A 13,886-nucleotide genomic window follows, 5' to 3' on the forward strand; every position below is an offset into this window, starting at 1 on the left:
TGGACGGGCACGGAAGGGTACACATTATATATATACATACGCGCGAGGCAGGAGAAAAGGATACGAAGGAGATTCAAACATTGTTGCAGCCAGAGACTATACAAAGATAATTCGGTACAAACTCGGTGTTAACTCGGTACAAATTCGGTTAAAGAGATAATTTTGATAGTTTAAACCGAATTTGATACGGAGAAAAGAGATATTTAGCAAGGAGAAAACTGGAAGGAAGAGAAAAAAAAGAAAAGAAGAAAGATAGAAGAGGAAGATATGAAAAGAGGAAGAAAACAGCAGAAAGCAAAAAGGAACTAAGAAGAAAAGAGGGATTCTACCGATTATTTGTGCTTACTTATAAAAAGCAAATAGTAGAATGATTGTGCTTCTTCCAAAACCTCCCTAAGAATCCTTTCATTTCCTGCAAACAACATAAATGTTCGCAAGATATACGTATAATTTGCTCTACTTCCAATTCCAAACGACATAAAGACAACAATATTTTTCAAGAGACAGTGTGACAAAATGAAAAACTTTACGACAGATAGGGTAAATATCAATTCAATTATTTATCTTTGTTAGCTTTTATAAGTTAGCATACAAAAAACAATAACTACAATGAAAGATTTTTTTAAATTTACGCTTGCCACCATCACAGGTATTATCGTGTCATGCGTTGTGTTGTTCTTCGTCAGCATCTTAATACTGTTTAGTATGCTGTCTTCGTCGGAGTCTGAAACACAAGTGCGCAAAAACTCTGTGATGATGCTCGACATGAGAGGTATGCTCTCTGAACGCAGTCAGGACAATCCGTTTGACATGTTCCTGAGTGAAGATGAAACCATTTATGGCTTAGATGACATTTTATCGTCCATTCAAAAGGCTAAGGAAAACGAAAACATAAAGGGTATTTATCTGCAGGCCGGTTCAATGGGTGCAGGTTTTGCTTCTATAGAAGAAATACGCAAAGCATTGGCTGACTTCAAAAACAGCGGCAAATTTATAGTAGCTTACGGTGACCAATATTCACAGCATCTGTATTACTTGGCAAGTGTAGCCGACAAGATAATGCTGAATCCACAAGGTTCAATCGGCTGGTACGGTCTGGCTTCTACTCCGATTTTCTACAAGGACTTGCTGTCTAAAATTGGCGTGGAAATGCAGGTATTCAAAGTAGGTACTTATAAATCGGCTGTAGAACCATTTATCTCCACTGAAATGAGTCCGGCCAACCGCGAACAGGTAGCTGTATTCCTGGATGGCATTTGGGGACAAATGTTGAGTGACATCTCCGAATCAAGAAGTGTAAGCGAAGAAAAGTTGAATGAAGTTGCTGACAAGATGCTGATGTTCTATCCTGCAGAAGACTGCGTGGAATATGGACTAGCAGATACCTTGATATATAAGAATGATGTACGCAACTATCTGAAAACTCTGATAGGCATAGATAAAAAGGACCATATGCCGGTACTGACTTTGAAAGATATGATAAATGTAAAAAAGAATGTTCCCAAAGATAAAAGCGGAAATATTGTTGCTGTATATTATGCTTACGGAGACATCTACAGTGGAAGTTCCCGTACAGACAACGAAAGCAACATCTATTCAGATGAGGTGATCCGCGACTTGCGCAAACTGAAAGAAGACGAAGACGTGAAAGCGGTAGTACTGCGCGTGAATTCTCCGGGTGGTAGTGCTTTCGGTTCAGAACAAATATGGTACGCAGTAACCGAGTTGAAGAAAGAAAAACCGGTGATTGTATCTATGGGTGACTATGCTGCATCAGGTGGTTATTATATTTCTTGTAATGCAGACAGCATCGTAGCTGACCCGACCACGCTGACCGGTTCCATCGGTATCTTCGGCATGTTTCCTAATGTGAAAGGGCTGACAGACAAAATCGGTCTTTCATTCGACGTTGTGAAAACAAATACATATTCTGACTTCGGAATGATGGGACGTGCACTGAATGATGGTGAAAAGGCCTTGATGCAAAATATGGTGAACGAGGGTTATGAACTGTTCGTGAAACGTTGCGCAGAAGGTCGCGGCATGACTACAGACGAAATCAAGAAGATTGCCGAAGGTCGTGTGTGGACAGGTGCCAAAGCCAAAGAACTGGGCTTGGTAGACGAACTGGGCGGGCTGGACAAAGCATTGGAAATGGCTATTGGAAAAGCCGGACTGGATGCTTACACCGTAATGTCTTACCCCGGCAAGAAGAGTTTCTTCGAAACGCTGATGGATACGAATCCGGGTGGATATATCCAATCTCGTATGCTGAAAGGCAAAGTAGGTGAACTTTACAATCAGTTCGATTGGCTGAATAACTTTGAGAACTACGATAAGATTCAAGCACGTGTTCCGTTCGAGTTGAACATCAATTAAAGAAAGGAGTGGATGGAAGAACCGCTGGTTAAGATACACTATTGGCTATACCCCGTCTCGTGGATTTACGGGATAGGAGCATACCTGAGAAATAAACTCTTTGACTGGGGATATTACCAGTCAAAGAGTTTTGACGTACCTGTAGTATGCGTCGGAAACCTCGCTGTAGGCGGAACAGGCAAGACGCCACACACGGAGTATCTTATCAAGCTGTTGCAACAGACAGGAGCGAACGTTGCCATGCTGAGCCGCGGTTATAAACGGAAAAGCAAGGGATATGTGCTGGCTACGGAGAAAACAGACGTAAAGCGCATCGGTGACGAACCATATCAGATAAAAACCAAATTCCCGGATATCCGGGTGGCTGTAGACGAGAATCGTTGTCATGGTATCGAACAACTGATGAAGTTGGACAATCCCAAAGTGGATGTGGTGTTACTGGACGATGCTTACCAGCACCGGCATGTAAAGGCCGGACTGAATATACTGCTGACTGATTTTCACAGGTTGTTCTCAGATGACACCCTGCTTCCGGCAGGACGATTGCGTGAACCGGAAGATGGCAAAAACCGGGCGCATATCGTGATCGTAACCAAATGTCCGGAAGATATCAAACCAATAGATTTCAATATCATCACGAAAAGGCTAAAACTGTACCCATACCAACAACTTTATTTCTCCTCATTCCGATATGGAGCACTGACACCGCTTTTCGGCAAGAAGCGGAGAACACTCACATCGCTAGAAAAAGACGAACGGGTGTTGCTGGTTACAGGAATCGCTTCGCCCGCACCCTTGGTAGAAAAACTGGAAGCGTATACGCCGCATGTGAACATATGCCAGTTTGACGATCACCATGATTTCAGTAACAAGGATCTGCAAATGATCAAAGAACGCTTTGAGCGTCTGGAAGGAGATAAGAAGCTGATAATCACAACAGAAAAGGATGCGACAAGGTTGCAACATCATCTGGCATTGGCCGAAGCATTGAAACCGTATCTATACGTTTTGCCTATTGAGATAGAATTTTTACAAAATCAACAACATATATTTAACCAGAATATTATTGGCTATGTTAGAGCTCATTCAAGAAACAGCAGCTTACCTAAAAGGTAAAATGCACACACAACCAGAGACAGCAATTATCCTCGGAACCGGTTTAGGCAGTCTCGCCACCGAAATCACTGAGAAGTATGAAATAAAATATGAGGAAATCCCGAACTTCCCCGTATCGACGGTAGAAGGACACAGCGGAAAACTTATATTCGGAAAGTTAGGCAACAAAGATATCATGGCAATGCAGGGACGCTTCCATTACTACGAGGGTTACTCGATGAAAGAAGTAACATTTCCCGTACGTGTAATGCGTGAACTGGGAATCAAAACCCTGTTCGTTTCAAATGCCAGCGGTGGTACGAATCCTGATTTTGAAATCGGCGACCTGATGATTATTACGGATCATATCAATTACTTCCCAGAACATCCGTTGCGTGGCAAGAACATTCCGTATGGCCCGCGTTTCCCGGATATGAGTGAGGCGTATGACAAAGAGCTGATCCGTAAGGCGAATGCTATTGCAGCAGAAAAAGGAATTAAAGTGCAACATGGCGTATATGTCGGTACACAAGGCCCGACATTTGAAACTCCTTCCGAATATAAATTATTCCATATCTTCGGTGCGGATGCAGTAGGTATGTCTACAGTGCCGGAAGTGATTGTTGCCAATCATTGTGGCATCAAAGTGTTCGGTATCTCCGTGATTACCGACCTCGGTGTGGAAGGTAAGATTGTGGAAGTAACGCACGAGGAAGTACAGAAAGCTGCCGATGCTGCACAACCAAAGATGACGGAAATTATGAGAGAATTGATAAACAGAGCGTAATCATGAGAACAGAAATATCAAGCCTCGGTGAGTTCGGTCTTATCCGCCGCCTTACCGAAGGCATTGAACTGAAGAATGAATCGAGCAAGTACGGTGTAGGCGACGATGCCGCCGTACTCTCCTATCCTACCGAAAAGCAGGTTTTGATTACTACCGACTTGCTGATGGAAGGTGTGCATTTCGATTTGATTTATGTCCCACTGAAACATTTAGGCTATAAGGCGGCTGTCGTGAACTTCTCCGACATCTATGCCATGAACGGTACTCCGAAGCAGATAACCGTTTCCCTGGCTCTTTCCAAACGCTTCTCCGTAGAAGATATGGAGGAGCTATATGCAGGTATCCGCCTGGCATGTGAGGAGTACGATGTGGATATCGTAGGTGGTGACACTTCTTCCTCGCTTACAGGACTGGCAATCAGCATCACTTGTATTGGTGAGGCAGATAAGGATAAGGTTATCTACCGGAATGGTGCCAAAGAGACTGATCTAGTTTGTGTGACCGGTGACTTGGGTGCGGCATATATGGGTTTACAGCTATTGGAACGAGAGAAGGTGGCATTAAAAGGGAAGACTGATGTGCAGCCTGATTTCTCCGGAAAAGAATATCTTCTGGAACGTCAGCTAAAACCGGAGGCACGTCGCGATATCATCAAGAAATTAGCGGAAGAAGGGATTCAGCCCACTTCCATGATGGATATCTCGGACGGTTTATCTTCTGAATTGCTGCATATCTGTACGCAAAGTAAAGTAGGTTGCCGTGTTTACGAAGAGCATATTCCTATTGACTACCAGACAGCTGTCATGGCAGAGGAGTTCAACATGAACCTGACTACATGTGCACTGAACGGTGGCGAGGATTATGAATTGCTATTCACCGTCCCCATCTCTGACCACGAAAGGATTTCTGAAATGGAGGGTGTGAAACTGATCGGTCATATCACGAAACCGGAACTGGGTTGTGCTTTGATTACCCGCGACGGCCAGGAATTTGAGTTAAAAGCCCAAGGATGGAACCCACTGAAAGACGAAACGACCGAAAATGCAGAAGAATAAAAGGGAGAAGAATAAAAAAACACTTTTTTTATTAAATTATAAACGCTGATACTTAGCCACATAGGCAATTATCAGCGTTTTTTATCCCCAAAGCCCTTGCACAGTCCAAAAGTTTCACTACCTTTGCAACCGCAAAAGAGAAACAATGGTGCCATAGCTCAGTTGGTAGAGCAAAGGACTGAAAATCCTTGTGTCCCCGGTTCGATTCCTGGTGGCACCACTTTTTAAGAAGGCAAAACGATGTAAATCCCCTGAATTTCAAAGAAGTTCGGGGATTTTTCTTTTCCAAGAATAGGCAAAATTAGTGGGATTGAAGCAAACCATACGTCTTTATTCAAGGGACTGTTTTCAAAAGCCCGGAATGTTCCACTGCGAGGTATTTACTTCATTCTTTTACAGCACGTTGCACTATTTTACATAACAGGGTTCTCGGTTCGATTTCCTAACTTTGTATCATTAAAAATTGAGCCGTATGGAAAGAAAAAGATTCAGCGTGTTGTTCTTCATCAAGCGTAGCAAACTGTTAAAAAACGGGGAAGCACCCGTGCGTGTGCGTGTCACTTATGACCGCCTATACGTGGAACTTCAACTAAAACGGAGCGTAAAAGTCCCACTTTGGTCGCAGGAAAAAGAGAAATCGACAGGCAAAGACCGAAATTCTGTCGAACTTAACCATTACATTGACGCCCTGCGTGTGAAATTCTATCAGATTTACCAAGACTTGGAACTGGAGGGAAAGATTATCTCCGCACGTGCCATAGTGAACCGCTATCAGGGAAAGGACGAAACGTTCAAGACATTGTATAATGTATTCAAGGAACATAACGACAACTGCCGGAAGCTAATCGGGACGGACTATGCCGACATCACCGTAAGACGTTACGATAATTGTCTTAAATATCTCATGGAACTGGTTAAACGTGACTACAAGGTAGATGATATGCTACTGCGTGAGGTAAACGGGGAACTGGTGCGCAAATTCGACTTATACCTAAAGACAGAAAAGCATTGCGCACAGAATACTGTTATCCGGTACATGAAATGCTTCAAGAAAGTGATAAACCTTGCCATTGCCAACGAGTGGCTCACAAAGAACCCGTTTGCAGGAATCAAGTTTCACGAGGTGGAGGTAAACAAACAGTTTCTAAGCCAAGCCGAGATAAACCGGATATGGCAGAAAGAGTTCAGGATTGAACGGCTGGAACTGGTACGGGATGTTTTCATCTTCTGCGTATATACCGGGCTGGCATTCATAGACGTGTATAACCTGCGCCCCGAACACGTTTCAGAGGACAGCAACGGCAACCTGTGGATAGTGAAACCCCGTGAAAAGACAAACAACCTTTGTAACATCCCACTTTTGAGCATTCCCAAACAGATACTTGAGAAGTATAAGGATAACCCCTACTGCATGGATAAAGGAACTTTGTTGCCCGTTCCCTGCAATCAGAAGATGAACAGCTACCTGAAAGAGATTGCCGACCTGTGCGGTATCAAAAAGAACCTGACCACGCACACAGCCCGGCACAGTTTCGCATCGGTTATCGCACTGGCTAACAACGTGTCACTGCCGAACGTGGCTAAAATGCTGGGGCATTCATCTACGAGAATGACACAACACTATGCAAAGGTATTAGACCAAACGATACTTAGGGATATGCAAGCTGTCGAGGAACGGCTTGCACTTTAAATACTCCAAGGAAGAGGAACTATTTTTGTCCTCTTCCTTTTTATCTTTTTGAACATAAATTATCACTATTAGCCAAGCTTTTAGGACTGAATGAGCAATGTTGCCACCTTGGTATATCTCTTTTCTGCGTATAATATTCTTCTATAAAAGATTTTAATTCTTGTACATCATCAAAACCAATAACACATTTCATTTTTTCAAAATATTTCTTGGATTGCGCTCTAAAAAAAATTTCCATAGGCTTTCTTCTATATTCCGAATATATCAATGTTTGAGGATACCATCTTCTCCAATCATTGTGTATTAAATGTTCCGCCCGCAAAAAAAGCACAAAATCAGCTTGCATCAAATCAGAAAAGTCAATACTCAAATGTTTTGCTCTTTCTTTTATTATATCTGCAAACAAAGACAATTTCCGGCAATTTAGCCGCTTATTTCTATAATCTAATGACTCCAAATAATTATAAAATATCAAATACCCCTCTACATCATAGCCATAACTATCTTCACTTCCCATATATTGTTTATCTAAAAACTCATCCAAATCTATAAATTTTTCATATTTCAATAATATAGCAATATAGTACAAAAACAGTTCATAAGCTATAAACTTGAAGACATCAAACTCATGTTCATAAAAGCTACCAGTTCCATGTTTTTTAAAATAAGGTATCAATTTTTCAAAGAAATGATAGAATTTATCAATTTTTATATCATCAGAGTATTGGCAAACAGAAATGCAAATTTGAATAAATTCATTACGATAAGGTATAAAAGCTTCTATTTTTTCAATCAGCTTATCGTCATATTCTTCCGGTTTACAATCTATTCTCAAAGCTTCAATATTTGTTGAGAGGGTAACCAAATACTCTTCAATTGCACCATTTACATACGGTTTTGCTTCTTTCAATCCCAATAGCACCCTTTTAGATAGAAATGAGGTTCCCAAAGCAATATCATCTCTTTCATTAAGAAATGCAGGTTGTTTCCCTATAGGAGGGCGTTTGTATAAAGGTTTATCATATATCCAACGAAGTAATTTTTCAAAACTATCTGCATAATTTTCTGGCTCACAAAAATCTATATAGATTCTTGATTTGTAATATACTGGCAGATAAGCTTCACCAGTTTCATCTCGTTCAACGACAGCAGCAACAAATTTTTCTTGTTGTCTATTTTTATAAACTTCAGCAGAAATTATTTGTGTTTCAGTACCAACGCCCCCATCTCTTCCATTCGCCTTATCTGCATATTTCTTATCAGAAATAATTAAGACTTTCTGAATCTCTGTATCGCTAACCATTTTTTCCATAAAAGAATAGGAATCTTGCCCCTCTTTCAAATCCCATTTATCAATTATGACATGGACTCCGTTCTCTACTAATTCTTTAGCGAGGTTAAGAACCCAAGTTTCATGGTCTTAGTTAGTCCAACTATATGAAATAAATAATTTAATAGAATTTTCCATAAATACTATAAAGTTAAATGAAAGCAAAGATACAAATTCAATTGAACATATTAAGCAGTACGAGGTCAAACTTTTGAAAAACATCATTATTAATAATCAAAGCCAACAACATAGTTTTCAAGGAACCGTGATTGTTAGCTTTCAATCAATCAAACAAGATAGCTATATTTCAAGAAAGCAAGATTTCATTTTCTGTAATGCCTTTCTAACAAGTCTAAAATCTCACTTTCCCGGTAGATGATTTTTCCCGGAAGCTGCACGTAGCCCAGCAGCCCCGTGTCCCTGTAATCCTGCAAAGTCCGTTTGCTGATGCAAAGCCGCTTGCACACTTCCTCGCCCGTTAGGTAGTGTTCACCGTTCAATACCGGGCGATAGTTCATTACCACGTACTCCACGTTTTCCAATATCCTGTCGAGGGAAGAAAACAGTACCAGCGTGGTTTCGGAATCTTTCGTTATCAAATCCATACGCCTACTTTTTAGAATTGTCCCTTACTTGGTTGAGCAGAAATGTTTCCACGTCCGAAGCCTTGTAGTAAATCTTGCCGTTAATCTGCGAGTAAGGCAGTTTTCCCATATCACGGTAAGTCTGCATCGTCCGGGCTGAAACATTCAGCAAACGGCAAGTCTCGCAGTTATCCAGCCATTTGTCACGCTTCCTGCGTAAAGGCACGCAGAGAGCATCCACACGACCCACAAAATGTTCAAACCTCTGTTTCCATAGTTCAAAGGTTTTCTTTTCAATCGTCACTATTTCCATAACCGATATATTTATTCTTGTCAATACTCCGTTTTTCTTCACTGGTGCAAATATATAAGGCTGAATGACAGGTTGTTTCTTCCTGTCCGCAAATAACCTTGCGTGTCCGAGAATGTCCACTGCCAGCCCAACAACACGAAAGAAACGAACCGATAACAAAAAACCTGTTTTTTCTCCACTCCCTAAATAAGTAAGGTAATGAACACAAAAACGTTTTCTATTTGCCGACATTAATTTGGTGCAGAGCGAAGCAAAGCGATTCCAAACGGCTGACGCTTTGTTTTTTACCGATTTTTCTTATTTTATTTGTGGTGCTAATTCAAAAAATAAGCACCTATGAACAATCCTTTCGAAGAAATTTTCAAGCGGCTGGAGAACATCGAAAAGATGATTGCCCCGGTCACGAGCGCACAGCCCGAAGAACGGCAGGACGGAAAAGAGCCTGTGTTAGTCAAAATATCCGTTGCCAGTGGCATAACCGGGTATTCGGTCAACTACCTGTATCATTTAGCCAGTAAGGGGATGATACCGTGTGTCAAGCGTGGGCGTACCCTGCGTTTCGACATGGAGGAACTCAAAAAGTGGATGCAACAGCAGTATGTCCCGGCTTCTAACAGACTTCCTGATGAAAAAGAAAAGAAGTGATGATGCACGGCATATCGAGGGCTGGCAGTCAAAGAACGAGCGCATCGAAAGCCTGTTGAACGTCCTGTACGATTTCCGGTTCAATACCGTAAAGAGCCGGACGGAATACCGGGCTGCAAGTTCTTCGGGCTTGTACCAGCCCGTTACAAAATTCGTTCTGAACTCATTCAGGCGCAGGCTGGACGCAACCGTTGGTATTGTCACCTCTGCCGAGAACATCCGTACCATACTGGAAAGCGATTTCGCAAGAAAGGTACATCCCATACGGGAATACTTCAACGCCCTGCCCTTACTGAATCCTGCCGAACACGGGCATATCGGCAGGCTTCTGAACACGGTACAGGTAGCCAACCCCGGCAAATGGGAGGAATATTTCACGAAATGGCTTATCGGTGTGGTAGCCAACGCGATGAACGACACGGGGTGTCAGAACCATACTTGTTTGGTACTGACCGGGGACAGGCAGGGGCAGTTCAAATCGTGGTGGCTGGACAACCTTTGCCCGACACCGCTTAAGAACTACCTGTTCACCGGGAAGATAGACCCGCAGGGCAAAGACATCCTGACACTGATAGCCGAATACCTGTTCATCAACATTGACGACCAGCTAAAGGAACTCAACAAGCAGAACGAGAACGCATTGAAGAACCTTATCACCACCCCGGCGGTAAAGTACCGCAGACCGTATGATGTTTACATAGAGGAATACCCCCACCTCGCCAGCTTCATGGCTTCGGTGAACGGCAACGAGTTCCTGACCGACCCGACAGGCAGCAGGCGTTTTTTGCCGTTCGAGGTGCTGCGCATAGACAAGCCCACGGCAGAAAGCATCCGCATGGATAACGTCTATTCCGAAATCATGTACCTGTACCGTCAGGGCGTGCGCTACTGGTTCAATGATGCGGAGATTGAAGAACTGCACCTGACAAATGCGGAATTTGAGGTACAGACAATCGAGTTTGAGATGCTGACACAATACTTTGAGAAGCCGACAGAGGGGGAAGAAGCCCTGTTCTTCATGACAACGGCACAGGTACTCGCATACCTGCGTAATATATCCCCCGTCCAGTTATCCGAAAAAAGGCTGGGCGAATCATTGCGGAAAATCGGTTTCAAGCGGGTACAGAAGCGCATCAACAACAACCATTATCCGGTATATGGGTACAGGATAAAGCCCGTTCCGGCTTCCCGTACAGGGGATGATTACGGGTAGAACCGGAATGTAGTAGCTTCTACATATTGTCTGATACACATATAATAATCTAATAAACAACAGTTTACCAATTATGTAGTATGAAGTAAGATAGAATCCCAAACTTTTGGAAAATCCGGGAAAAAGAAAAAACGGCAATATAATAGAGTTTATACAGAATAAGGAACAGGGCTTATGATTATCAGTATCCTAAAACCTTATTCGATATAATGTCTAATATATAGAATATATTTATTCCTTTTTTAAAGGATAAATAATTACTATGTTACTACATGTACTACAATCCGTTGAAAAAGAAAAAGATAGATGTAGTAGTGTCCCGTGCTTCTTCTTACTCGCTTCTTGCTTCATTATTACTATCGTTAAATAAAAAAATAAAGATTATGATCTATAAGGAAGCCAACAATATCAGTATCAAGGATTACCTGAACTCTTTGGGAATCCAGCCCGTCACGGAAAAGGGAAGCTACGGGATGTACCGCAGCCCCTTACGGGAGGACAACACGCCGAGTTTCAAGGTGGATTATAACGCCAATCTATGGTGTGACTACGGAACTGGCGAGGGCGGGACGCTCATCGACCTTGTGATGAAGCAGCACCAGTGCAACGCCTACGGCGCTATCTGCCGACTAGAACAGGGCAACACCGCCTCTTTTTCCTTTCACGGGAAAGACCTGCCCGAAAGGGACACGAAAAGGCAAGCAGCCAGCCCGATAGAAATACGCAGAATCCAGCCGTTACAGAATCCGGCACTCATGCGCTACTTGCAGGAAAGGGGGATTTCCCCCGGAACGGCAGTCCCATACGTGCAGGAAATGTATTACCGCATCGGTGGGAAGCCTTATTTTGCGCTGGCGTTCAGGAATGATTCAGGAGGTTACGAGCTTCGCAATCCCTGTTTCAAGGGCAGCACATCGAAAGACATCACCCACATAAAGCAAAAGGGAGAGCCGAGAGATACCTGTTTCGTGTTCGAGGGCTTTATGGACTATCTTTCATTCCTAACTATCCGGCAGCGGGAAAGCCCGGGTATGCCCTGTACCGACTGGCAGGACTACGTTATCCTGAACTCCACCGCCAACGTAGATAAAGCCTTATATCCGCTGGCTGGTTACGGGCATATACACTGTATGCTTGACAATGACGAGGCAGGCAGGAAAGCGGTTGAAGCCATAAGGCAGGAATACAAATGGCGTGTACGTGACGCATCACACCTGTACAGCGGTCACAATGACCTGAACGACTATCTGCGTAGCCTTAAAGTGAAGCAATCCCAAGATTTGACAGTTACCGACAAGCCCCAGCCGGAGCATGATAACAGACAAAATCCGGGTGAAAAAAGAAAGAGAGGGCTAAGGATGTGACCTGCAAGGCTGGCGGCATGAACCGACGGCAGGCGGTGTGATTAGGGAGAGCAAGGTTATGTTTCGGTAGACCGAAACACCTTGCTTTGCTTGGCAGCAAAGAAAATTTCTCCCGTTGGTCGCAATTTTTTAAGACACCACCTAAAAGCAAAAACGTATGACAGGGATAAGGAACAAACCGGGAGGTCGCCCGGCAAAAAGCCGGATAGACAAGCAGAACCGGGTAGTCAGCACGAAGTTGACCGAGTTACAGTTCTACGCAATCAGGAAGCGAGCCACCGAAGCCGGGCTGCACGTCAGCGAGTACGTCCGGCAGGCGGTCGTTTCGGCAGAGGTAACGCCCCGGCTGAACAGGCAGGATGCGGACACTATCCGCAGGCTGGCGGGCGAAGCCAACAACATCAACCAGTTGGCGCACCGGGCGAATGCCGGAGGTTTCGCACTGGTAGCGGTGGAACTGGTGAAACTCAAGAACAGGATTGTCGAAATCATAAACCAACTGTCGGATGATTGGAAAAATAAAAAAGGGAAGCGGATTTAAAGGCTGCGTGAACTATGTACTCGGCAAGGAACAGGCAGCTTTGCTTCATGCGGAGGGGGTGTTAGCGGAAAGCAACCGGGACATCATACGCAGTTTCATTCTGCAAGCCGGGATGAACCCCGACCTGAAAAAGCCTGTCGGACATATTGCGCTAAGCTATTCCCCGGTGGACGCACCCAAGCTGACAGACGGGAAAATGGTACAGCTTGCGCAGGAGTACATGCGTGAAATGAAAATCATCGATACGCAGTACATCATCGTGCGCCACCAAGACCGGGAACATCCGCACGTGCATATCGTGTTCAACCGCATAGACAACAACGGCAAGACCATTTCGGACAGGAACGACATGTACCGCAACGAGCAGGTATGCAAGAAGCTGAAAGCCAAACACGGGCTTTATTTCGCTAAAGGCAAGGAGCATGTAAAGCAGCACAGTTTGAGAGAGCCGGACAAATCCAAATACGAGATTTACAATGCCGTAAAGGATGAAATCGGGAAATCAAGGAACTGGCGGCAGTTACAAACCCGGCTGGCAGAAAAGGGTATCGGGATTCATTTCAAGTACAGGGGACAGACTGGCGAAGTGCAGGGCATATCCTTTTCCAAAGGCGGATACACGTTCAAGGGTTCGGAGATAGACCGCAGTTTCTGTTTCTCCAAGCTGGATAAATGCTTCGGGGATGTGGGGCTGAACACTGCCGGAAGCAACCGACAGACGGTTTCCGCACCTGTTCAGGAACCAGCGCAGACACCGGGCAAAGCCGACAGTCCGTTACTGGCAGGCTTGGGTGGTCTGTTCTCCGCCCCGTCCTCTCCGGCTGATGAAACGCCCGACAATCCCGGTGAAAGAAAAAAGAAGAAAAAGAAACGACACTTAAAATTATAGG

Annotated in this window: 12 protein-coding genes, 1 tRNA gene and 1 pseudogene; 11 read left to right on the forward strand and 3 right to left on the reverse strand. The window is 43.9% G+C overall.

Annotated elements, in window-relative coordinates; genetic code table 11:
- The first annotated feature begins 609 nt into the window (after positions 1–609).
- The 6 genes from sppA (at position 610) to DW182_RS19935 (ending at position 7,006) form a co-directional block, all read left to right on the forward strand.
- Positions 610–2,379 (forward strand): signal peptide peptidase SppA, encoded by a 1,770-nt coding sequence (gene sppA, locus DW182_RS19910; protein ID WP_118296588.1) that lies wholly within the window; start codon positions 610–612, stop codon positions 2,377–2,379.
- 12 nt (positions 2,380–2,391) lie between these two features.
- The gene (lpxK, locus tag DW182_RS19915; RefSeq protein ID WP_118296589.1) at positions 2,392–3,495 is read left to right on the forward strand and encodes a tetraacyldisaccharide 4'-kinase; all 1,104 of its coding nucleotides are present in this window, start codon (positions 2,392–2,394) and stop codon (positions 3,493–3,495) included.
- Complete coding sequence (locus DW182_RS19920) at positions 3,452–4,261, forward strand: purine-nucleoside phosphorylase (protein ID WP_118296590.1); 810 nt, start codon at positions 3,452–3,454, stop codon at positions 4,259–4,261. The genes lpxK and DW182_RS19920 overlap by 44 nt, the downstream gene beginning before the upstream one ends.
- 2 nt (positions 4,262–4,263) lie before the next feature.
- Positions 4,264–5,316 carry a thiamine-phosphate kinase gene (gene thiL, locus DW182_RS19925; RefSeq protein ID WP_117694514.1) on the forward strand — a complete coding sequence of 351 codons (1,053 nt, stop codon included), beginning with the start codon at positions 4,264–4,266 and terminating at the stop codon, positions 5,314–5,316.
- Positions 5,317–5,463: 147 nt separating this feature from the next.
- Positions 5,464–5,536, forward strand: a tRNA-Phe gene (locus tag DW182_RS19930).
- 252 nt (positions 5,537–5,788) lie between these two features.
- The gene (locus tag DW182_RS19935; protein ID WP_118217032.1) at positions 5,789–7,006 is read left to right on the forward strand and encodes a site-specific integrase; all 1,218 of its coding nucleotides are present in this window, start codon (positions 5,789–5,791) and stop codon (positions 7,004–7,006) included.
- A 40-nt stretch (positions 7,007–7,046) separates the two neighbouring features.
- Here the strand turns inward: DW182_RS19935 and DW182_RS19940 are convergent.
- The 3 genes and pseudogenes from DW182_RS19940 to DW182_RS19950 all read right to left on the reverse strand — a co-directional run.
- Positions 7,047–8,411, reverse strand: a pseudogene (locus DW182_RS19940) (SEFIR domain-containing protein); the annotation flags it as partial.
- Positions 8,412–8,659: 248 nt separating this feature from the next.
- Entirely contained in the window at positions 8,660–8,941 is a 282-nt protein-coding gene (locus DW182_RS19945; RefSeq protein ID WP_118217033.1) for a helix-turn-helix domain-containing protein, read from the reverse strand.
- A gap of 4 nt (positions 8,942–8,945) precedes the next feature.
- Positions 8,946–9,233, reverse strand: coding sequence for a helix-turn-helix domain-containing protein (locus tag DW182_RS19950; protein ID WP_118217034.1), 288 nt, complete (start codon positions 9,231–9,233; stop codon positions 8,946–8,948).
- A 336-nt stretch (positions 9,234–9,569) separates the two neighbouring features.
- Here DW182_RS19950 and DW182_RS19955 point away from each other — a divergent pair, with 336 nt between their 5' ends.
- The 5 genes from DW182_RS19955 (at position 9,570) to DW182_RS19975 (ending at position 13,885) form a co-directional block, all read left to right on the forward strand.
- Positions 9,570–9,878: a helix-turn-helix domain-containing protein gene (locus DW182_RS19955; protein ID WP_118217035.1), complete on the forward strand. Its 309-nt coding sequence runs from the start codon at positions 9,570–9,572 to the stop codon at positions 9,876–9,878.
- A complete protein-coding gene (locus DW182_RS19960; protein ID WP_118217036.1) occupies positions 9,859–11,091 on the forward strand; it encodes a VapE domain-containing protein in 1,233 nt (410 codons plus the stop codon). The genes DW182_RS19955 and DW182_RS19960 overlap by 20 nt, the downstream gene beginning before the upstream one ends.
- Positions 11,092–11,474: 383 nt before the next feature.
- Complete coding sequence (locus DW182_RS19965) at positions 11,475–12,455, forward strand: toprim domain-containing protein (protein WP_199678631.1); 981 nt, start codon at positions 11,475–11,477, stop codon at positions 12,453–12,455.
- A gap of 157 nt (positions 12,456–12,612) precedes the next feature.
- Positions 12,613–12,996: a MobC family plasmid mobilization relaxosome protein gene (gene mobC, locus DW182_RS19970; RefSeq protein ID WP_118217038.1), complete on the forward strand. Its 384-nt coding sequence runs from the start codon at positions 12,613–12,615 to the stop codon at positions 12,994–12,996.
- Entirely contained in the window at positions 12,962–13,885 is a 924-nt protein-coding gene (locus tag DW182_RS19975) for a relaxase/mobilization nuclease domain-containing protein (protein WP_118296592.1), read from the forward strand. Before mobC ends, DW182_RS19975 begins: the two co-directional genes overlap by 35 nt.
- Position 13,886 lies beyond the last annotated feature (1 nt).

This window comes from Bacteroides sp. AM16-24 (assembly GCF_003471885.1).
GTDB lineage: Bacteria > Bacteroidota > Bacteroidia > Bacteroidales > Bacteroidaceae > Bacteroides.

What these genes read in the sequence shown, in the direction of transcription:
- lpxK (WP_118296589.1), top strand. Translation starts at nt 2,392, where the DNA reads ATGGAAGAACCGCTGGTTAAGATACACTATTGGCTATACCCCGTCTCG.
- DW182_RS19945 (WP_118217033.1), bottom strand. Translation starts at nt 8,941, where the DNA reads ATGGATTTGATAACGAAAGATTCCGAAACCACGCTGGTACTGTTTTCT.
- sppA (WP_118296588.1), top strand. Translation starts at nt 610, where the DNA reads ATGAAAGATTTTTTTAAATTTACGCTTGCCACCATCACAGGTATTATC.
- DW182_RS19955 (WP_118217035.1), top strand. Translation starts at nt 9,570, where the DNA reads ATGAACAATCCTTTCGAAGAAATTTTCAAGCGGCTGGAGAACATCGAA.
- thiL (WP_117694514.1), top strand. Translation starts at nt 4,264, where the DNA reads ATGAGAACAGAAATATCAAGCCTCGGTGAGTTCGGTCTTATCCGCCGC.
- DW182_RS19950 (WP_118217034.1), bottom strand. Translation starts at nt 9,233, where the DNA reads ATGGAAATAGTGACGATTGAAAAGAAAACCTTTGAACTATGGAAACAG.
- DW182_RS19935 (WP_118217032.1), top strand. Translation starts at nt 5,789, where the DNA reads ATGGAAAGAAAAAGATTCAGCGTGTTGTTCTTCATCAAGCGTAGCAAA.
- mobC (WP_118217038.1), top strand. Translation starts at nt 12,613, where the DNA reads ATGACAGGGATAAGGAACAAACCGGGAGGTCGCCCGGCAAAAAGCCGG.
- DW182_RS19965 (WP_199678631.1), top strand. Translation starts at nt 11,475, where the DNA reads ATGATCTATAAGGAAGCCAACAATATCAGTATCAAGGATTACCTGAAC.
- DW182_RS19975 (WP_118296592.1), top strand. Translation starts at nt 12,962, where the DNA reads ATGATTGGAAAAATAAAAAAGGGAAGCGGATTTAAAGGCTGCGTGAAC.
- DW182_RS19960 (WP_118217036.1), top strand. Translation starts at nt 9,859, where the DNA reads ATGAAAAAGAAAAGAAGTGATGATGCACGGCATATCGAGGGCTGGCAG.
- DW182_RS19920 (WP_118296590.1), top strand. Translation starts at nt 3,452, where the DNA reads ATGTTAGAGCTCATTCAAGAAACAGCAGCTTACCTAAAAGGTAAAATG.